Genomic DNA, 19,511 nt, shown 5'->3' with positions numbered 1-19,511 from the left:
GGAAACCGCGCAGAGTGATCTTCCCGACTTGCCGGGGAGCCAGCGTTTGACTTCTGTGTTATGAGCCGCCATGCCCACGAGAAAGTTATAAAGGTAACCTTTAGCCAAGCCAAACAGGATAGACGGATGGATGCTTATGTTGCGCCGCTCGGATCGGACAAGGCTTGGAGAGCTTTTTGTTTTGATGGAGTGCCAAAAGCGGCCTCACTTCGGGGCTTCGCTCCACTACGCACCCAAGGATGAGGGCTCTGCGACCGTTGCAACCCTTCACGCCTCGTGGTGTGAGGCGCGACCCCAAGCCTGTCGAAGGGCGCGATAGCCAAGAGGGTGCAGGGTGCACAGTCGATTCCGCATAATTGTGAAATACGCCAAAAGCGAGCCGCAACTCTGCTCATCGGACCTCCAAACCACCGGAGATTCCTTACACCGATTTACCGGATACACAGCCGGTATCCTCTATGTTGCCGTGCGGGATTTTGCGGGGACGCGCAACTTCACGAGCACTGACCCAACAAAAAACGGCGCCCAGCGGCGCCGCTCTCGTAGCAAAAGGGAAATGCCCTGCTCTTACCGACCGTCAGGCGTGCGCAGGCCGATCCACTTGTCCTTCACGGCCTCGTAATGCTCTTCCGGCCTGTGCTCGGCGACCTTCAGGCCCATCTGGCCAACCGTCAGACGACCGACCGCCTGCAGAATCGCGTAACTCGCTACCACCATGTCGCGCTCCGACTGGGCGAGCGCGATCTGCGCCGTCACCACTTCGTTCTGCGCATTCAACACGTCGAGCGTCGTGCGCTGGCCGACATTGCGCTCTTCGACGACGCCCTGCAGGGCCAGCTTGGCCGCGTCGACCGCCTCGCGCTGGGCGGCAACGGACGCACGGGCACCCTCATACTGCGACCAGGCCGAGGCAACCGCCTGGCGCACCTGGTCTCGCGTCACATCGACCTCAATGCGGCGTTGACCCAATACTTCCTTGGATTGGCGGACCTGGGCGGAGGTCCGTCCGCCCGAATAGATCGGAATGGTCACCTGCACACCAATGGAGGCCGAATTGCCATCGCCGAAGCTTTCCTCACCAGCGAATGTCTCGGATTTGCTGGCCTCGGCATTGAGGCCGAGGGTCGGCAGCAGCGCCCCCTCCTTCGCCTTCACATTATAGCCAGCGGAATCGACGGCATATTTCGTGGCGAGTATCGCCGGGTGGGACGCAGCGGCAATCTGGAAGGCCTGGCTTACCGAGCGCGGCAGTTTCGGCGCAACGGGCGCAGCCTTCAGCGTGCCGGGATCGGCGCCGACGATCTGGCGATAGGTCGCTTCGGCCGTTTTGACGTCGGCGCGCGCCTGGTTGAGATCCGCGATCGCCGTGGCGCGGGAGGCTTCCGCCTGCGCCACATCAGTGCGGGTGTTCTCGCCGACATCGAGACGGGCCCTGGCGGCGCGCACCTGCTCATTCAACGCCGCGAGATTGCGCTCGCGCAAAACGGCGATCTGGCGGGCCTGATAAAGGTTCATATAGGCCTCAACCGCATCGAACAGTGTGTTCAATTCCGTGTTGCGGAGGTTCTCGCGCTGGGCGAAGACATTCGTTTCCGCCGCGGCAACGTTATTCTTGGTCTGAAACCCATCGAACAGCGTCTGGTTCAGCTCAATGCCGACGCTGCCCACCGTCGCATTGGCATTGGTCTGCCCGTTGCGGCTGCGGGCGAATTGCCCCGTGCCCTGAATGGTCGGGCGATAGCCGGACTTGGCGATCGCCACATCCTCATCGGTCGCGCGGAGGCCGGCGCGCGTCGAATTGAGCGATGAATTGAACTGGTAGGCTTTGGCCAACGCGCCCGTGAGCGTTTCGGCCAAGGCTGCGTTGCTCGTCAGAACCGTGCCCGAAAGTAATACCGCAGCCAACCATCCCTTGCGTACTTTGAACACAGTGAACCTCATATGAATCATGTCGAATCCGCCAACCGAACCGGGCGGTTCGGGCAAGCCTTAATAACCGGTAAAATTCCCTTTTGCCAATCCACCCCCCGAACAATTTAAGCGGCGTTGCAGATATGTTACCATATGCGAAATATCAGAATTGGAATTCCGGCGTGCGGGCGAAACCGGGAAGCGGCTTGACCGCCAGGTTGAAAACCGCGCGCCCGGAGACGATGCCGTCATCCTTGACGTAAAGCCTTGCGACTCCAGCGTTTCCGTGCCCTTCGACGGCAATGAGACGTCCGCCATTGGCCAGTTGGGCGAAGAGCGCATCGGGAACGAAATCCACGGCTCCCTCAAGAAGTATGACGTCATAAGGCGCGCGGGCGGCGTCGCCTTCCGGCAGCGGCGCGTTTGCGATCACGACATTGTTAAACCCGAGTTCGGCCACTTTCGCCGTGGCTTCGGCAGCCAGATCGGAATCGCTTTCCAGACCGACGACCGCCTCTGCAAGTTGAGACAGGATGGCTGCCGAGTATCCGGTTCCGGTTCCGATCGCCAGAACGCGCTCCCGGGGATTGATGGAGGCAAGCTGCACGAGCTTGGCGAAGGGCGAAGGCTCCATGAGATAGCGCGCGGGCTCTCCGGCGGCTGTCGCAGACTTCAGCAAGACGTCCTCATCGATGTAAGCGAGGTCACGCCAGGCAGCCGGCACGAATTTCTCGCGCGGCACGCTCAGGAAGGCGTCGAGAACCGCGACATCCGTCACATCCGTGGTGCGGATCTGGTTGTCGACCATTTTGGTGCGCAGATCTTGGAAATTGGCGGTCATCGTCCGAAGGCTTTCCTTTTCACGCGCGAATAACGCGGGATCAGGGCGCGCTGGATAATATGGACACCCGCGAACGCTAAGTTGGAGGCCTCGCCCGGAATCGAACCGGGGTGCAAGGATTTGCAGTCCTCTGCGTAACCACTCCGCCACGAGGCCTTCCGCACAAGCGTTGTGAGGCTCAATAGGTGATGACTTTCGGCCCGTCAAGCATGATCCAGCCAAGATGCTGCGGGCAAAGCAAAAATTTCATTTCTTTCGCCATTTCCGCCCGTAGCGCACCTCGAGCTTACGTCGCCAGCGGCGGATGACTGCAGAATCATGTGACAGCACCAGGAGCCCCAGGGGAATCATCCAGAAGCCGAGCACGGGAAGAAAGCCAAGCAGGCCGCCGCAAACGAGCAGCCCGCCCAGAATCCGCCGCGCAAGACGCGATCGGGGAATCGGAATACGCCATCCCAGCGCATTTAGGGCGCTTCCGGGGCGATTGGGAGGGTGCGGCTGGTCCATTCGTTCCTCTTTGTTCCGGTCTCAAGGTCCCTCGAACCTATATAATTGTTATGTTTCGGCTAAAAAGATGAAAAAAACGCAGAAGGCCCCTTGGCAAATACGAAATGCTTTTGCTATAGGCCCGTCATCGCTGATGAATGAGCGCCCGTTCCCCGGTAGCTCAGCGGTAGAGCAACCGGCTGTTAACCGGTTGGTCGCTGGTTCGAATCCGGCCCGGGGAGCCATTTCAGATCGAAACTGCGAACGCCGTGCGCCGCAGTTTCCACTCCAGGCTTTCTTCCAGACGCTACGGGCGTTTGGAGGAGCCGGACCCTCGATCCCACTATCCGAATTTCGTCGGTTCCCACCTCGGCTCGCTGCATAAGCTGCTGGATGTAGTTCCGCCGGAAAGAACCATCTTCGCCCCGCATCCGGTCCTTTGCTGCGGCAGCGAACGTCCGAAGGGCCTGTGGGGTAATTTCGATTCTCTCCCCTCGCCGACCTTCTGCCCGCTCCACATCCGCCTGGGCCGAATCCCGAATCCTCTTAAGTTCCGCGATGCGCCCCTTGAGGTTCGAATCCGTCAGATCGGCCAAGCCCGCCTCGATGGCCTCGTAGAGACGCGTCAGCTTCTTTTCTGCGTCCAAGGCGTTCCGCTTGAGCGCGACGATCCTTCCCGTCTCGCGTTCCGCCGCCTCATCCCGGCGTTTCAGAAGCGCGCTGAGCGCCTCTTCGAGGAAATGCGGGCTGAGGAGCCGATCAACGACGCTGTTGACGACCAGGTCGTTCAGCTCGTCCATCGGGATGGATCGGCCCTTGCAGCCCTTCGGGCCCTGCCGCGCAGCCGTGCAGCAGGTGTAGTAGCGGTATTCAGTTCCCTTTCCGGACGTTCGAAGCGTCATAGCGCCACAGCAATCGGCGCAGAACGCCACGCCGCCGAGCAAGGTCGGGCCGCTTACGAAACGGGGCGCCCGGAGTTGCGGGCTGCGCGAGCGCATGATCGCTTGGACCTCTTCGAACTCTTCTACGGTAATGATCGGCTCGACCTCGACCTCGACGACTTCGTCCGCCGGCTTCTCTACGCCCTTCCGCCAGCTAGACACGTTGAAGCGGTGCTTCCCGATGTAGGTCTCGCGGGGACTACTACGGGAACTCCGCCAGCATGATGGACATCAGAGTCAACTCCCTTGCAAAGCAATACTTCGTTGGCATTCCATCATGCCTTCCCTCGTTATATACTGGACGTCAGCGTATTGGTGAGGCTGCCGGTCGCAGTCCTTGTCCCTTGCGTCCCGCAAGTCGATGCCGCTGCCATGGTCTGGCTGTGTTCTCCCCATGGCTCCCTGCAGGCGACCTACATGTCCGCCCACATTCGGATGCCGCCGACATACGTCTCCGGCGACCTCATCAGCATTCCGCCTGTTAAGCCGTGTAAGCGAAGGCGACATTTCCGCCCTCGGATGCGGATTAACCTTCGTGTTCCTCAACCTTCCAGTGCTACAGCCTCGGGAACCATCTCGGCGTAACGGCTTCGCCTCAATTCCCTTTACCTGCGGGCTACGTCACCCTGCCAGTTGACGACAGGTCACCGCCGCTTGGGCTCTTGCCCCCCTCACAGCAGGGAGCAGGGCATTCCTCAAATCCTCCTTTCTCAACGCATTCCAGTCATATGCACCCCGGACCATCCGGGACGAGGCGCACTGTAGAAGATATCCGAAACCCACAGCCTGTTGGGTGCCGGGGCTTTGAACTGGCGGTTCACCCGGTCGAGCGGGCATGGCGCTCCCTTGTCGCTGATCGTGGTGCGGATCGGCTTTCCGCGAATGATACCCTGCAGGCTCATCGACCTCATCAGCCGGGCAACAGTGCAGCGGGCGACGTCGAAGCCTTCCCGCTTTAATTGCCGCCAGCCCTTGCGAACGCCATAGACTCGGAAGTTCTGTTCAAAGACACGACGTATCTCGATCTTCAAGGCGATATCGCTGCGGGCGCGGACCGACAGGCGGCTCACGTTCTCACGTTCGGCGGCATTCGCGTAATAGGTGGATGGGGCAATCGGCAGCAGCCTGCAGATCGGCTCGACCCCGAACACGCCTCGGTGTTCGTCGATGAACGAGATCATCGTTTGAAGGGGCGGTCGAGCTCCGCCATCGCGAAATAGGCGGACGCCTTGCGCAGAATCTCGTTGGCCTGACGAAGCTCACGGTGCTCCCGCTCAAGAGCCTTCATCTTCTCGGCCACATCACTCGGCAAACCTGCTCGTTTGCCGGTGTCGACCTCGGTCTTCTTCACCCATTCATGCAACGTGGCTGGCGTCCGCGTTACTCCCGTCTCCGTTAGTCAATTAAGCAGGCCCTTGGTGCGCGGCAGATATTCGGAGCGACGGGCCAGCCGTATGCTGGGTCGCGACGCCGCTCGACCAGTCTCGTCCACCAAAGGATGATACCAACGAGCGGCGTCTGAATGCCGATGTAGAAGCGCTGGTCAAGATTATGGCCGCTACAGCTATCGCGCATTCATGCGCTGCTCGATCATTCACTACCCCGTCCGCGAGGGCTGGGCCGAAGTCGTGACCAGCGACGTGGAGCGCGTCACCGGCAGACCAGCCGTACAATCGACATTCACGATGTCGGCCGAGACAGTTTAATGAGCCTCGTAGCGATGGGCTACGGCTTGACCCTCTCAAGCGAATCGACCCTTGACATCGAGTGGCCTGGGGTCGTGTTCAAACAAATGTCTGCCCCGAGGGCGACCTCCCGGTCAGCACCGTATGGTCCCCGACCAACTCCAACCCAGCATTGAAGCATCTGATGGCCATAGCGAACTCCGTCTCGCGGCAGATGCGCTGACGGCCCCTTAAGCCGCTTTATGTACCGCCGCGCGATACCGACCGTAGCCCACTTTCACGAGCAGGCCCTCGTCAACCATCCGGGTAAGGTAGCACCGGTGCACCCCGATATCGGTAAGATCCTTTGTCCGGACCTCTCCCTTTTCCTAGGCAAAGGGCTATCGCGCGCGCTCTTAACGTGGGCTTAAGTGTTGCATTTTATCGCATTCATGGAACACGCTTTAAGTTTTTGTTTTTGCGCATGTCTTTACCCCAAAACCGGTTCCCACTTTTGGGAGACATGCTTTAGGCTCACCGGCCAGCCTAATCTTCTCCGCCCGATCGCGCTTGCGCATCTTGACGGCGGGTTGTGGCGTAGAATGGAGGGGAATATCGTATTCGTAATTCGCGGATTCGTCTGTCTCGGGGAGCCACTTTCTTTCAAAGATGACATTGTTCAATGATTTCAGCAATTAAGCCTTCCTCCAACTCCTTTTTGGAAGGCCTATGTTGGCTTATCTGGAAGCATCTCGCTCCTGCTAGGGCCAAAATTTATCACTACCTCAGGTTTGCATCCAAAAATGTGCTTAACTCCAGGCGAGAGAAGGTGCAAGCGCCTTCCAGGATTGACAGAGTGCGAAGCGCTTTAATATTTCCCGCGGGTTAATATCGGCTGTTGCACTGGGCTGTAGGCGCAATCCCTATCTTGGGAGGGAGTTCGGGTCGACCGATGCGTCAGCCGCCGTCACTTCCTGAAGCGGCAACCCTCGCTGGATGGGAGTTATATAGAATCATCAAGCGGCGGGTTCTTTCCGCGGCCCTACAGAGGCGATAGCAGACCTCCCCGCGCGCGCATTTACATAACGTATGCTCGGGAATGCCGATCGCTGAGAGAAATCCCAAAGCCTCACGGTTCCGTGCTGCGCAGCCGGACTAAGACGAAATCACTGCGATAAAGCATATATCCCAAAAGTGAGAACCGGTTTTGGGCAAAGACATGCTTAAAAAACAAAAGCGTAAAGCGCGTTGCACGGTGCGATTAAACGCAACGCGCTTTAGAATTCGCCTCGGCCAGTATTCGCGATCCCCATGCGGGAGAAGCGCCGGGCAGAACCGACGGTGTCATCCAACTGAAAACCGCGCCAGAAACAGCCCGTCCCCCAACCTTCCCTCTATCCCGCCAGCACAGCCCTCACCGCCTCGACGGCGGCATCTGCCTTTGCGCCGTCCGGGCCGCCCGCCTGGGCCATGTCGGGACGGCCTCCGCCGCCCGCACCACCGAGAGCGGCGGAGGCGGCGCGGACGAGGTCGACGGCGCTGAAGCGGCCGACCATATCTTCCGTCACGCCTGCCACGGCGCTCGCCTTGCCATCCTCGCCGACGCCGATGAACAGAACCACGCCGGAGCCGATCTGCTTCTTGCCTTCATCCGCAAGCGGCTTCAGGTCGCGCGGCGAAACGCCGGTCACCACCTTGCCGAGGAAATTGACGCCGTTGACGGTTTCCGCGCCATTGCCGCCGGTGGAAGACGCACCGCCAAGCGCGAGCTTCTTGCGGGCTTCGGTGAGTTCCCGCTCAAGCTTGCGGCGCTCCTCGATCAAAACGTTGACGCGGTCAAGGGTTTCGGCGGGGGTCGTCTTCAGCGCGGAAGCAAGAGCCTTTACCCGCTCGTCCTGCTCCTCGAGATAGCGGCGGGCCCCCTCGCCGGTCAGCGCCTCTATGCGGCGCACGCCTGCCGCGACCGCGCCTTCGGACACGATCCGGATCAGGCCGATATCGCCGGTGCGGCGCACATGGGTGCCGCCGCAGAGCTCGGTCGACCAGGCCTTGCCCGCCTTCGGGCCGTCCTCCGACAAGCCCATCGACACGACACGGACTTCATCGCCGTATTTTTCGCCGAAGAGAGCCATTGCGCCCTCGGCAATCGCGTCATCGACCGCCATCAGCCGCGTGGTCACGGGCGAATTCTGCAGCACGATGGTATTGGCGATATCCTCGATCCGCTTCAATTCCTCAGGGCTGATCGGCTTGGGATGCGAGAAGTCGAAGCGCAGCCGCTCGGGCGCGACGAGCGAGCCCTTCTGCGCCACATGGGTGCCGAGCGTGCCGCGCAGCGCCTCATGCAGGAGATGGGTCGCCGAATGGTTGGAGCGAATGCGGGTGCGGCGCGCCGAATCGACGGCGAGTTCCACCGCCGCGCCGGTCGCAGCGGTGCCCTTCGTCACGCGACCCAGATGGACAAAGACGCCGTCGCCCTTCTTCTGCGTGTCGGTGATTTCGATGGTAAAGCCTTCGCCCGAAATCGTGCCGGTGTCGCCGACCTGGCCACCGGATTCGCCATAAAACGGCGTCTGGTTGACGATAACGGCAACCGTCTCGCCCTCCCCGGCGCTGTCGATAACCGCGCCGTCCTTGACGAGCGCCGTGATGACGCCCTCGGCCTTTTCGGTCTCATAACCGAGGAATTCCGTCGCGCCTGCCTTGTCTCGCACGGAGAACCACACGGTTTCCGTCGCCGCATCGCCGGAGCCGGTCCAGTTGGCGCGCGCCTCGGCCTTCTGGCGCTCCATGGCCACGTTGAAGCCTTCGACATCGACGCCGATGCCACGCTGGCGCAGCGCATCCTGCGTCAGATCGAGCGGGAAGCCGTAGGTGTCGTAGAGCTTGAAGGCGGTGTCGCCGTCGAGCTGCGCACCTTCGCTCAAACTCTCGGTCGCCTCACCGAGCAGGCCGAGCCCACGCTCCAGCGTCTTGCGGAAGCGGGTTTCCTCGAGCTTCAGCGTTTCGGAGATAAGCGCCTCGGCGCGGACCAATTCCGGATAAGCCTGCCCCATCTCGCGGACGAGCGTGGGGAGAAGACGCCACATCAAGGGATCGCGCGCGCCCAGAAGCTCCGCATGGCGCATCGCGCGGCGCATGATACGGCGCAGCACATAGCCGCGCCCCTCATTCGACGGCAGCACGCCATCGGCGATGAGGAAGCTCGACGCGCGCAGATGATCGGCGATGACACGATGGCTGGCGCGGGCGCTGCCTTCGGCCTTCACGCCAGTCGCCTCTTCCGATGCGCGGATCAGCGCCTTGAAGAGGTCGATGTCGTAATTGTCATGCACGCCCTGCAGCACCGCGGCGACGCGCTCGAGGCCCATGCCGGTGTCGATCGACGGACGCGGCAGCGCCACGCGCTCCTCCTTCGTCAGCTGCTCGAACTGCATGAAGACCAGGTTCCAGATTTCGATGAACCGGTCGCCATCCTCTTCCGCGCTTCCCGGAGGGCCGCCCCAGATATGGTCGCCATGGTCGAAAAAGATCTCCGAGCACGGGCCGCAGGGGCCGGTATCGCCCATCGCCCAGAAATTATCACTGGTGGCAATGCGGATGATGCGGTCGTCGGACAGGCCCGCAATCTTCTTCCAGTAATTCGCCGCGTCATCGTCGGTGTGGTAGACGGTGACGAGGAGCTTGTCCTTCGGCAGGCCGAATTCCTTGGTGATCAGATTCCAGGCGAGGCCGATCGCCTCCTCCTTGAAATAGTCGCCGAAGGAGAAATTGCCGAGCATCTCGAAGAAGGTGTGGTGACGCGCGGTGTAGCCGACATTGTCGAGGTCGTTGTGCTTGCCGCCGGCGCGCACGCATTTCTGCGAGGTCGTGGCCCGGCTGTAAGGGCGCTGCTCGAGGCCCGTGAAGACGTTCTTGAACTGCACCATGCCGGCATTGGTGAACATCAATGTCGGATCGTTGCGCGGCACGAGCGGACTCGACGGCACGATCTCATGCCCGTTCTTCTTGAAATATTCGAGGAATGTCGACCGTATCTCGTTGACGCCGCTCATGTTCCAACCTTTGGGGGCTTTGACCTGTGCTCTTGCACGACAGGCTTCGCCTTCTTGAAATGCTCCTTCCGGCGCTTTTAGCGATGCTGCCGGATCGTGTCCAGACAATCCGAAAAGGGAAAGACAGCGAGGTAAATGCGCCCGGAATACCCCACGATAAACAGAAGCCCGCCCCCCTCATTCATGAGAGAGGCGGGCTGTCAGAGAAACAAAGCCTATTAGAGGGCTCACATATCCCCGGCGTCGGCGTCACCATCCCCGTCGCCGGGGCCGTTTTCGAGAAGCTGCTCGGCGATGAGACCGGCATTCTGGCGGAGGGTCAGTTCGATCTCGCGCGCCACTTCGGGATTGTCCCTGAGGAACACCTTGGCGTTCTCACGCCCCTGCCCCAGGCGCTGCGAATTATAGGAGAACCACGCGCCGGATTTCTCGACCACACCGGCCTTGACGCCCAGATCGACCAGTTCGCCCACCTTGGAAACGCCCGCGCCGTAGAGAATATCGAATTCCACCTGCTTGAAGGGAGGCGCCAGCTTGTTTTTCACCACTTTCACGCGGGTCTGGTTGCCGACCACCTCATCCCGCTCCTTGAGAGCGCCGATGCGGCGGATATCGAGACGAACCGACGCATAGAATTTCAAGGCGTTGCCGCCCGTCGTCGTCTCGGGCGAGCCGAACATGACACCGATCTTCATGCGGATCTGGTTGATGAAGATGACCATGCATTTGGAGCGGGAAATGGAGGCGGTAAGCTTGCGCAGCGCCTGGCTCATCAGGCGAGCCTGCATGCCCGGCAGGGAATCGCCCATTTCGCCCTCGATTTCCGCGCGCGGCGTCAAGGCAGCGACGGAGTCGACCACCAGCACGTCGATGGCGCCCGAACGCACCAGCGTATCGGTGATCTCCAGCGCCTGCTCGCCCGTGTCGGGCTGCGAAATCAGCAGATTTTCCAGATCGACGCCGAGCTTGCGGGCATAGACGGGATCGAGCGCGTGCTCCGCGTCGACGAAGGCGCAGATGCCGCCCTTCTTCTGGGCTTCGGCGATGGTGTGCAGCGCCAGCGTCGTCTTGCCCGAGCTTTCCGGACCATAGATTTCGACGATACGTCCCTTGGGCAGTCCGCCGACGCCGAGCGCGATATCCAGAGAAAGCGATCCGGTCGATATCGTCTCGATCTCGACCGCCTGCTCGTTGCTGCCGAGCCGCATGATCGATCCCTTGCCGAACGCCCGCTCGATCTGAGACAGCGCCGCGTCCAGAGCTTTAGTCTTGTCCACTGATTTTTCCTCAACAAGCCGCAATGAATTCTGAGACATGTTACACTAGCCCCCTGTGGTGGATGAAGCCCGGACAGCCCGTTCTTGGTAAACTATTTGTATTCGTTTTGTTCCCGCTTGGCAAGCAGGGCAAGCCATTGAGAATTCAATTTATTATAAAAATGTTCCATATACGTTCTTTCTTATATGTAGCCGGCCCTGTTAATAAAAATTTGGACCCGGAACGATTTTGATCCGCTCCGCTCCGATTTGACGATTCGTCGCAAACAAAAACGCGGCCCCGAAGGACCGCGCTTTGATGAAGTTGATGCAAGCGGTACGGATCAATACCCGCCGTAGCCACCGCCCGGCGCGCCGTAGCCGCCACCCTGGCCGTAGCCACCGCCGCCGCCCTGCCCGCCTTCGGCAAGCGGTGATATCTGGATTTCGACGCGGCGGTTCTGCGCGCGACCCGATTCCGAGGCGTTGGAGGCGATGGGACGCGTATCGCCGAAGCCGGTAACGGCGAAGCGGCGCTGGTCAATGCCTTGCGCGCCCAGATAGCTTGCCACGGATTGTGCGCGGCGCTGCGAGAGCTGCTGATTGTAGGACGGGCTGCCGGTCGAATCGGTATGGCCGTAGATATCGACCAGCGACTGATTGAACTTGCGCAGCACGATGGCGACGGAATTGAGCGTCGGGTAGAACTGGCTCTTCACCTGGTCCCGGTCCGTGTCAAAGGTTATGTTCGACGGCATGTTGAGGATGATGCTGTCGCCATTGCGGGTGACCGAAACGCCCGTGCCCTGAAGCTGGGCCCTGAGTTCGGCTTCCTGCCGGTCCATGTAATTGCCGATGGCGCCGCCGGTCAGCGCACCGATGCCCGCGCCGATCAGCACGGCATTGCGCTGCGCGCGGCTCGATCCGCCGACCGCGAGGCCGCCCAGCGCGCCAACAGCCGCGCCCAGCGCCGCGCCGCCCGCTGTCTTCGACATCTTCTGCTCGCCCGTATAGGGATCGGTCGTGCAGCCGGCGAGTAAGGTCGTCACCGCGACGGCGGTAATGGTAAGCTTCTTGATCATGACAGAATCGTCCCCGGATTTGTATGCGGTGCCGCGATCATAGAGGCGATTGCGGCGAGAAGGTGGAACTTGGTTAACGATATTGCCTTCATAGTCAAGTTGCGGCGGCAAGGTCAAATCGAGGAGAAAGCGAATGGCAACGAATGAAAAGCCAGTGGCGGTGATAACGGGCGGCGGTCGCGGCATGGGCGCGGCGATTGCGCGGAAACTCCACGAACGCGGTTACAGGCTGGCTCTCATGTCGCCCTCGGGCAGCGCCGTCGAGCTGGCGGAAGAACTGGGCGGCGTGGGCATCAAGGGTGTGGCCGAAAAGCTTGCCGATCTCGAAGCGCTGGTCGACGCAGCAGCAAGCCGCTATGGCCGCATCGATGCCGTGGTCAACCATACCGGCCATCCGCCGAAGGGCGACCTTCTCGATATCACCGACGATGGCTGGGCGCTCGGCAATGAGATGATGGTGCTGAATGTGGTGCGCATGGCGCGGCTGGTGACGCCCTTCATGCTCCAGCAGGGCAAGGGCGCATGGGTGAACATCACCACCTTCGCCGCCTTCGAGCCGACGCTGAAATTCCCGGTCTCCTGCGCCTATCGCGCCGCAGTCGGGGCATACACCAAGCTCTATGCCGACCGCTACGCCGCCGACAATATCCGCATGAACGCCCTCCTGCCCGGCTATATCGACAGCTATGACCAGACGCCGGAAACATTGGCCGCCGTGCCGATGAAGCGCATCGGCACCGTGGAGGAAATCGCAGCGACGGCGGCGTTCCTGCTGTCGGACGACGCGAGCTATATCACGGGGCAGAACATCCGCGTGGATGGGGGGATTACGCGGCACGTATAAAGCCGCGCATAGCCGCTGCTTGCGTTAGAGCGAGATGAAATTAAGTGGAATCGGACATCGCGCTCTAACCATTTGTTTTTTCAGCATGATCCCAAAAAGTCTGCAACTTTTTGGGATCATGCTCTAGACCCGCCGCGAACGCTCGATCTCGACACCGACGCCGCCCGGCCCGAGTTCGAGCTTCTCGACCCTGACCACCACATGGATGACGCGGGGGTGAGCCAGGACGAGGCTCGCGATTTCCTCGGCCAGCGTTTCGGAAAGCTCAACGTGCCCGCGCGCGACGATGCTCCTGATGCCGTCCATTATTAGATCGTAGGAGACGACGTGGCGCATTTCAACCGGTATGCGCACCACGCGGCGCACTTCAGCCGTCACGTCGAAGCGTACTTGCTGAGGCTTTCCATGCTCGAAGCTGTAAGCGCCGATATGGACCGGCAGCGCGAAATCGCGGACAAAAATCTTATAGGTCCCGAGATCTCCCTGTTCCGGCTTGGAGAAATGAGGTTCCATAGCGCGTATCTCCATCTCCGGGATAAGCGCCCGGATGGTCGTCAATTCGTCCGCATCAAGACCGTGGAACCCCAGGAAATCCGGGCGATGGACGAGAAGCCGCGGGATATCAGGTGCTTCCAGTCCCCCCGCAACTCCGGCAATAAGCGAGTGCTCATGGGCAGTGGCGATGATAGCGCCGATCAGGTCAAGGCTTGACCGGTCGAGCAGCCGCTCGCCGGTTTCTGCCGTGTCCAGCATGATGCCGTGGAAGCCGGCTCTGGCGAGGGATGCCGGCAGTTCGTCGGGATAGTCCTGCCCGGCATAGAGCACGCCGATCAGCTTCGCAGTTCCGGCAAGCTTGCTCAGCGCAGTGACGCAGCCGGGAAGCCGCTCGGATGGGAACAGTCCGATCCTGATATAATCCGCCCCTGCCGCCGCTATTTTCTCCGCCTCGTGCAGGATTGTGTGCGGCTCCATGTCGGGATCGTAACAGGCCGCGCTCACCCCACCGCCGTCCGCAGCGAGTTTGGCCACTTCCGTGACTGTATCAACGGGAAGGCCTCCCGCCTTGCCGCTCGCGAGGTCAACGATGTCCGCCCCGCTCTTCAACGCGGTTTGGGCTTCTTCGCGGTTCCGCACGCTCACCAGCATCTTCGTCATAAAGCAGCCCTCTGGCAGCACGATTCCGAAAATTGCAGGCTTTCGAACGGGATCATGCGGCTAAATGGAAATTTGTGAACCACGCAAGAGCATGACGGCGAATGATAATCAAGAAGCCAGATAGATCGCTACCGTCGGAGTGGTGCCGCGTCCGGCGCGATGGCATGCACCACATGGAGTAAATAGTAATATATTTAAAACCAAGAATAACTTGTTCGTGAATTTATTGAAGTCAACCGCGCAATGGAAATATATAATAATGTTGAAACAAGAGGATTTAACCCTTGCGCACCCTCGTTGTTTTCCTATTCCTGCTCTTTAGCACCCTCCCCTCCTTCGCCCGCGATACACAGCCCGCGACTGGACTTGACGCAATCATCAAGGCTGGTGTTTTGAGGGTCGGCTCGACCGGTGATTACAAGCCGTTCACCTACCGGGATCCGGAATCGGGCAAGTTCTCCGGCTTCGACATCGATCAGGCCAAGCGCCTTGCGGATGCGTTGGGGGTGAAGCTTGAGATCGTGCCGACGTCATGGCCGAAGCTCACGCGTGATTTCGAGGCGCATAAATTCGATATCGCAATGGGCGGCGTCGCCATCACGCTCGACCGGCAGAAGATGGGCCTATTCTCGACGCCCTATATGGAGGCGGGCAAGACGCCGATCGCGCGTTGCGCGGACAAGGACAAGTTCCAGACAGTGGCCGAAATCGATAAGCCGGATGTGACCGTGATCGTAAATCCTGGTGGCACCAATGAAAAATTTGCACGAACCCACCTGAAACGAGCGAAGATAACCGTCTTTGACGACAACACCCGAATTTTCGATGAGATCGCGGCCGGCAAGGCGGATGTGATGATTACCGACGCGCCGGAAACGGTCTATCAGCAGAAGCTGCACCCGGGGGTGCTATGCGCGGTGCATCCCGACAAGCCGTTCAATTTCGCCGAAAAAGCCTATTGGATGCAGCGCGATCCCTATCTGAAAGCCTTCGTCGATCAATGGCTGCATCAATCGAAGGGAAGCGGCGCCTACAAGGCGGTTTACGACAAATGGTTCGGGTGAGGCGTTCAGGTGGGCTCAGCGACCTTGCCGATCCGCCGATACTGGAACCCACCGTCCGCCCGCGCCGCTTCGGCGATCAGCGCCCCCATTCGCTCATGCAGGGGCGAGCGGATACAGGCGGGGTCGGTGGCGGCGGCGTCCCCGGCAATCGCCATTGCCTGGCAGCGGCAGCCGCCCCAGTCGAGTTCGCGCCGGTCGCAGGTGCGGCATGGCTCGGCCATCCAGCCCGTGCCGCGGAAGGTGTTGAAGGCAGGGGAATCGAGCCAGATCTCGGTCAGGCTGCGCTCGCCGAACCGCTCGAAGGACAGCGTCTTGATGGTCTGCGCCGCGTGGCAGGGCAGCACGGTGCCATCGGGCGTCACCACGAAGGCATCCCGCGCCCAGCCGCCCATGCAGGGCTTGGGATACAGCGCGAAATAATCCGGCGCGACGAAATCGATGGTCATGATGCCGGTGAGTCGCGCCTGCGCCTCCTCGACAATCCGCACCTCACGCTCCACAGCTTCCCGGTCGGGCATCAGCTGGTCGCGGTTGAGCAGCGCCCAGCCCGCATATTGCACATTGGCGATTTCCAGCCTCTCCGCGCCCAGTTCAAGCGCCATCTCGATGAAATCGGGCACCTCGTGGATGTTGTGGCGATGGATCGGCGCGTTGATCGTCAGCGGCAGGGCTGCTTGCCGCACCCGCCGCGCCGTCTCGATCTTTTTCCGATGCGCGTCCGCGTGGTTGCCGATCTTCGCGGTGGTCTCCGGATGCGCGCCCTGGAAGCTCAATTGCACATGGTCGAGCCCCGCTTCCGCAAAAGCCTCGATCCGCCCTTCCGCAATGCCGACCCCCGCGGTGATGAGATTCGTATAGACCCCGCGCCGCGCCAGGCAGGCGATGAGTTCGGGGAGGTCGCTACGCAATGTCGGCTCGCCGCCCGAGAGATGCACCTGCAGCACGCCCAGATCCGCCGCCTCCTCGAACAGCGCCAGCCATTGCTCTCGAGGCATTTCCCGGTTGGCCTTCAGAAGCGCCACCGGATTGGAGCAATAGGCGCATTGCAGCGGGCAGCGATGCGTCAACTCCGCCAGCATGGCAATGGGGGGCAGGATGGCATCGCTCATAATGTCACCAAAAGCTTGTCCGACCATTCCTGCAGGAAGGCCGTGACGTCATCAGCGATGTCAGCTTCGTCCGCGCCATACTGTTCGGCAAGAACCGCGATCATCCCGCTCACATCGCGCGAGCCATCGCACAGCCGCAGAATATCGAGGCTCACCTCGTTCGGCCAGAAGATGCGCTCGGGCGAGAGCAGCGCCCAGGCCCCGCGCACCGGATCATATTGCAGCCGCGCATGGCGCTTCAGTTTCGGGCGCGATTGCATCGAGACGATGGCGCGGGCGGTTTGCGTCATCTGCCCCTCATCCGCCTGCCGGCACCTTCTCCCCGTGAAGGACGGGGAGAAGGAAAAGGCGGCAACGTCGATGCCCCCCTCTCCCCGTTCTTCACGGGGAGAGGGTTAGGGTGAGGGGCACATTCTACCATAGACATAAGCGCTAGATCTCCTCTGGCCTGAACGCACCGGGCGGCACATGGCCTTTGCCAAAGGCATAATCGAGCGCGTCGAGCATCGCCCAGAGAATATCGCATTTGAAGACGAGCGCGTCGATGACCGCCTGCTGCTTTTCCGGCGTGGTGGCGTGCTGCATGACATAGGCGAGCGCGAAATCCGCGTCGCGCGAAGCCTGGACCGGTCGCGGCTTGAAGTAAGCCATGATATCCTCGGTGACATAATCATATTTCGCCAGCATCGCCGGAACCCGCTCGCTGATGATGACCGGTGAGAACAGTTCCGTGAGCGAGGATGCTACCGCTTCCAGCAGGCTGCGCTCCCTGCAAAAATTCAAATAGGCCCCGACCGCGAAGCGCGTCGCGGGCAGGGCCAGCCTTTCGCTCTTGACCATATCCGCGTCGAGCCCCAAGCCCGTCGCAAGCTTCAGCCAGCGGGCGATGCCGCCGCTCCAGCCGTCGTTACCATCGTGATCCTCGATGCGCTTGCGCCATTCGGCGCGGAAGGCGGGGTCCTCCGCCTTCGTCAGGATCGCCGCATCCTTGCGAGGAATGACGGCCTGGTAGCAATAGCGGTTAAGCGCCCAGGCCTGCATTTGCCCCTTGGTCAGCGCGCCGCTCACCATCTGATGGTGGAAGGGGTGCAGATTGTGATAGCGCGCCGCGCCCACCGCCCGCAGCATTTCTTCAAGCTGGGAGGGTGTCAGGCCGTCCTTCGCGGCATTGGCAAAATCCGTCAAAGCGCGATCTCCATTCCGTCATAGGCCACTTCCCATCCTGCCGCACGCACTGCCGCATGTTCGGCAGAGTTCTCGTCGAGAATGGGATTGCTGTTGTTGATATGCACATAGATGCGCCGCGCTGCAGGCACATCCGCAAGCTGGCTCATCGATCCCACCTCGCCCGCAATGTGCAAATGCCCCATGCGCGCCCCGGTCTTGGAGCCGACGCCGGCGCGGATCATCTCGTCATCATGATAGACGGTGCCGTCGAAAAGAAGGCATGAGGCCTCTGCAATACGGGTTTTCAAGGGTTCGTCGATACGCGCGCAGCCGGGGATGTAGAGAATTTGCCCCTCGCCCTTACCCTCTCCCCGCAAGCGGGGCGAGGGGGGCGCAGACGTTGCCGCCTCCTCCTTCTCCCCGTTCTTCACGGGGAGAAGGTCCCGGCAGGGGGATGAGGGGCATTCCGCCACCGCCTCAATCTGCACGCCAACCGTATCGCCTTCCTCCGTCCCAAATCCCTCTTGCGCCTCATCCTCCAGAAACAGCGCCACCTTCCCCGGCACGGCGAAGGCTTCCACGGTAATGCCAGTCGGCTTTTCCTCGGCGCCCAGTATCTCCGTGCGCTCATTCAGGACGAGCCTGCGCCGCGGGACAATCGCCCGGTCGAGCACGTTGAAGATCGAATTGGTTTCGAGCACCTGCAGCACCCGGTCGGTCGCGTAAATGGCGAAGGGCTGGCGCTCGCGCAGGCTCAACAGCCCGGCGATGTGGTCGACATCGGCATTGGTCAGCACCACCGCGCGGATCGGCGTCGCCCGCAGCGGACCATCGGCTGGCGGCTGCAATTGCGGCGTCGCGGCGATCTGCTGGCGGATATCGGGGGAGGCGTTGAACAGCACCCAGTCCGTTCCGTCGGCGCTGACGGCAAGGCTCGACTGCGTGCGCGGCTGGAAGCCCGGCTCCCCTGCTCGCGCCGCGCGGCTCAGGGCGTAATTGCAGTTCCATTGAGGGAAACCGCCGCCCGCCGCGGAACCGATGATCTTCAAAAGCATTCCGCGCCCTTACCGCCTCTGGGGCATATTCCAGATAAACGACCGCCCCGCGCGGGATTCCACGCGGGGCGGAAAAAGGATTACTTCTTTGCCTTCAGTTCGGCGGAAAGATAACGGGACATTTCCATTCCGGCGGCGACCTGGCACATGGTCGGCTTTGTCCATGTCTTCTTCATGAATGTCTCTCCTTTGCTTGAAGATCATCCGTTTGATCTTCGGGTCATCATACGCCCGCTGCGCACGATTCATCTGTTTTTACCGCATAATCTTATCCGAAAAGTCTGCAACTTTTCGGGATCATGCTCTGGGGCGAAGACTATAGCACGGCGTGGCCGTCTTCACCCAGCGAGGATTCAAGCATCCCTGAAATAGGTTTGCAACTTCTTATCGGGCGGCTTGCGTGATCCAATTTCATGTAATATATAAAGTTACATGAAACACGACAGCCGCCTTTCCTCCGTCCTCCACGCCCTCCTCCACATGGCCGCCCATGATGGCCCCATGACGTCGGAGGTGCTGGCGCAATGCATGCGCACCAATCCCGTGGTCGTCCGCCGCACCATGGCGGGCCTGCGCGAGGCGGGGCTGGTGCGCTCCGAAAAGGGGCACAATGGCGGCTGGACGCTCGCACGAGACCTCGAAAGCGTGACGCTGCGCGATATTCACCTGGCGCTGGGGGAACCGGCGGTCTTCGCCATCGGCAACCGCCATGAAAACCCGCAATGCCTCGTCGAACAGGCGGTGAATGCCGCGCTGGACGACACATTCAACCATATCGAAGCCTTGCTGATGGAGCGGTTCAGCCGCCTCACGCTGGCGGAACTGGCCGAGGACTTCACCAAGCGCCTCGCCGCACACAAACAGAACAGAGCATGATCCCA

The 19,511-nt window shown here is 60.9% G+C and carries 16 protein-coding genes, 2 tRNA genes, 2 pseudogenes and 1 other annotated feature; of the genes and pseudogenes, 4 read left to right on the top strand and 16 right to left on the bottom strand.

Annotated features, from left to right (window positions below):
* Positions 1–567: 567 nt before the first annotated feature.
* The 4 genes from IEX53_RS03400 to IEX53_RS03385 form a co-directional block, all read right to left on the bottom strand.
* On the bottom strand, positions 568–1,941 hold the full coding sequence (locus IEX53_RS03400; RefSeq protein WP_188821820.1) for a TolC family outer membrane protein: 1,374 nt from the start codon (positions 1,939–1,941) through the stop codon (positions 568–570).
* 133 nt (positions 1,942–2,074) lie between these two features.
* Positions 2,075–2,752, bottom strand: a complete 678-nt coding sequence (locus IEX53_RS03395; RefSeq protein WP_188821448.1) for a protein-L-isoaspartate O-methyltransferase family protein — start codon at positions 2,750–2,752, stop codon at positions 2,075–2,077.
* An 82-nt stretch (positions 2,753–2,834) separates the two neighbouring features.
* Positions 2,835–2,908 (bottom strand) — tRNA-Cys (locus IEX53_RS03390).
* Between the two features lie 90 nt (positions 2,909–2,998).
* On the bottom strand, positions 2,999–3,259 hold the full coding sequence (locus tag IEX53_RS03385) for a hypothetical protein (protein WP_188821446.1): 261 nt from the start codon (positions 3,257–3,259) through the stop codon (positions 2,999–3,001).
* 149 nt (positions 3,260–3,408) lie between these two features.
* Here IEX53_RS03385 and IEX53_RS03380 point away from each other — a divergent pair.
* Positions 3,409–3,483: transfer RNA gene (locus IEX53_RS03380), tRNA-Asn, on the top strand.
* On the opposite strand, the gene IEX53_RS24320 is transcribed toward IEX53_RS03380, so the two are convergent.
* The 6 genes and pseudogenes from IEX53_RS24320 to IEX53_RS03350 all read right to left on the bottom strand — a co-directional run.
* A complete protein-coding gene (locus IEX53_RS24320) occupies positions 3,442–4,341 on the bottom strand; it encodes a recombinase zinc ribbon domain-containing protein (RefSeq protein ID WP_373288553.1) in 900 nt (299 codons plus the stop codon). The genes IEX53_RS03380 and IEX53_RS24320 overlap by 42 nt on opposite strands.
* 578 nt (positions 4,342–4,919) lie before the next feature.
* Positions 4,920–5,545 (bottom strand): annotated as a pseudogene (locus IEX53_RS03370) (IS3 family transposase); the annotation flags it as partial.
* Positions 5,286–5,402: a sequence feature (AL1L pseudoknot), on the bottom strand. Its footprint overlaps the pseudogene before it by 117 nt.
* 549 nt (positions 5,546–6,094) lie before the next feature.
* Positions 6,095–6,190: a hypothetical protein gene (locus tag IEX53_RS24315; RefSeq protein ID WP_373288540.1), complete on the bottom strand. Its 96-nt coding sequence runs from the start codon at positions 6,188–6,190 to the stop codon at positions 6,095–6,097.
* A 1,047-nt stretch (positions 6,191–7,237) separates the two neighbouring features.
* Positions 7,238–9,898, bottom strand: a complete 2,661-nt coding sequence (alaS, locus tag IEX53_RS03360; protein WP_188821444.1) for an alanine--tRNA ligase — start codon at positions 9,896–9,898, stop codon at positions 7,238–7,240.
* A gap of 227 nt (positions 9,899–10,125) precedes the next feature.
* Entirely contained in the window at positions 10,126–11,214 is a 1,089-nt protein-coding gene (gene recA, locus IEX53_RS03355; protein ID WP_188821442.1) for a recombinase RecA, read from the bottom strand.
* A 368-nt stretch (positions 11,215–11,582) separates the two neighbouring features.
* Positions 11,583–12,236 (bottom strand): annotated as a pseudogene (locus IEX53_RS03350) (YiaD family glycine zipper/OmpA-like lipoprotein); the annotation flags it as partial.
* 133 nt (positions 12,237–12,369) lie between these two features.
* Here IEX53_RS03350 and IEX53_RS03345 point away from each other — a divergent pair.
* A complete protein-coding gene (locus tag IEX53_RS03345) occupies positions 12,370–13,080 on the top strand; it encodes an SDR family oxidoreductase (RefSeq protein ID WP_188821438.1) in 711 nt (236 codons plus the stop codon).
* A gap of 123 nt (positions 13,081–13,203) precedes the next feature.
* On the opposite strand, the gene IEX53_RS03340 is transcribed toward IEX53_RS03345, so the two are convergent.
* A complete protein-coding gene (locus IEX53_RS03340) occupies positions 13,204–14,235 on the bottom strand; it encodes a (5-formylfuran-3-yl)methyl phosphate synthase (protein ID WP_188821437.1) in 1,032 nt (343 codons plus the stop codon).
* A 311-nt stretch (positions 14,236–14,546) separates the two neighbouring features.
* Here IEX53_RS03340 and IEX53_RS03335 point away from each other — a divergent pair, with 311 nt between their 5' ends.
* The gene (locus IEX53_RS03335) at positions 14,547–15,299 is read left to right on the top strand and encodes a transporter substrate-binding domain-containing protein (RefSeq protein ID WP_236016032.1); all 753 of its coding nucleotides are present in this window, start codon (positions 14,547–14,549) and stop codon (positions 15,297–15,299) included.
* Positions 15,300–15,304: 5 nt separating this feature from the next.
* Here IEX53_RS03335 and pqqE read toward each other — a convergent pair whose 3' ends face one another.
* The 5 genes from pqqE to IEX53_RS24455 all read right to left on the bottom strand — a co-directional run bounded on the left by pqqE (position 15,305) and on the right by IEX53_RS24455 (position 18,806).
* Positions 15,305–16,408, bottom strand: coding sequence for a pyrroloquinoline quinone biosynthesis protein PqqE (gene pqqE / locus IEX53_RS03330; RefSeq protein WP_188821433.1), 1,104 nt, complete (start codon positions 16,406–16,408; stop codon positions 15,305–15,307).
* Complete coding sequence (pqqD, locus tag IEX53_RS03325; RefSeq protein WP_188821431.1) at positions 16,405–16,698, bottom strand: pyrroloquinoline quinone biosynthesis peptide chaperone PqqD; 294 nt, start codon at positions 16,696–16,698, stop codon at positions 16,405–16,407. Before pqqD ends, pqqE begins: the two co-directional genes overlap by 4 nt.
* Positions 16,699–16,840: 142 nt before the next feature.
* Complete coding sequence (gene pqqC, locus IEX53_RS03320; RefSeq protein WP_188821429.1) at positions 16,841–17,593, bottom strand: pyrroloquinoline-quinone synthase PqqC; 753 nt, start codon at positions 17,591–17,593, stop codon at positions 16,841–16,843.
* Positions 17,590–18,630: a pyrroloquinoline quinone biosynthesis protein PqqB gene (locus IEX53_RS03315; RefSeq protein WP_188821427.1), complete on the bottom strand. Its 1,041-nt coding sequence runs from the start codon at positions 18,628–18,630 to the stop codon at positions 17,590–17,592. The genes pqqC and IEX53_RS03315 overlap by 4 nt, the downstream gene beginning before the upstream one ends.
* A gap of 80 nt (positions 18,631–18,710) precedes the next feature.
* Positions 18,711–18,806, bottom strand: a complete 96-nt coding sequence (locus tag IEX53_RS24455) for a pyrroloquinoline quinone precursor peptide PqqA (protein ID WP_505814773.1) — start codon at positions 18,804–18,806, stop codon at positions 18,711–18,713.
* A 256-nt stretch (positions 18,807–19,062) separates the two neighbouring features.
* On the opposite strand from IEX53_RS24455, the gene IEX53_RS03310 reads away from it, so the two are divergent.
* Positions 19,063–19,506, top strand: a complete 444-nt coding sequence (locus IEX53_RS03310) for an Rrf2 family transcriptional regulator (RefSeq protein ID WP_188821425.1) — start codon at positions 19,063–19,065, stop codon at positions 19,504–19,506.
* Positions 19,507–19,511 lie beyond the last annotated feature (5 nt).

The organism is Paramesorhizobium endophyticum (assembly GCF_014640615.1).
Classification (GTDB): Bacteria; Pseudomonadota; Alphaproteobacteria; order Rhizobiales; family Rhizobiaceae; genus Paramesorhizobium; species Paramesorhizobium endophyticum.
The sequence above is the reverse complement of the archived record's forward strand: the minus strand, read 5'-3'. Positions and strand labels throughout refer to the sequence as shown.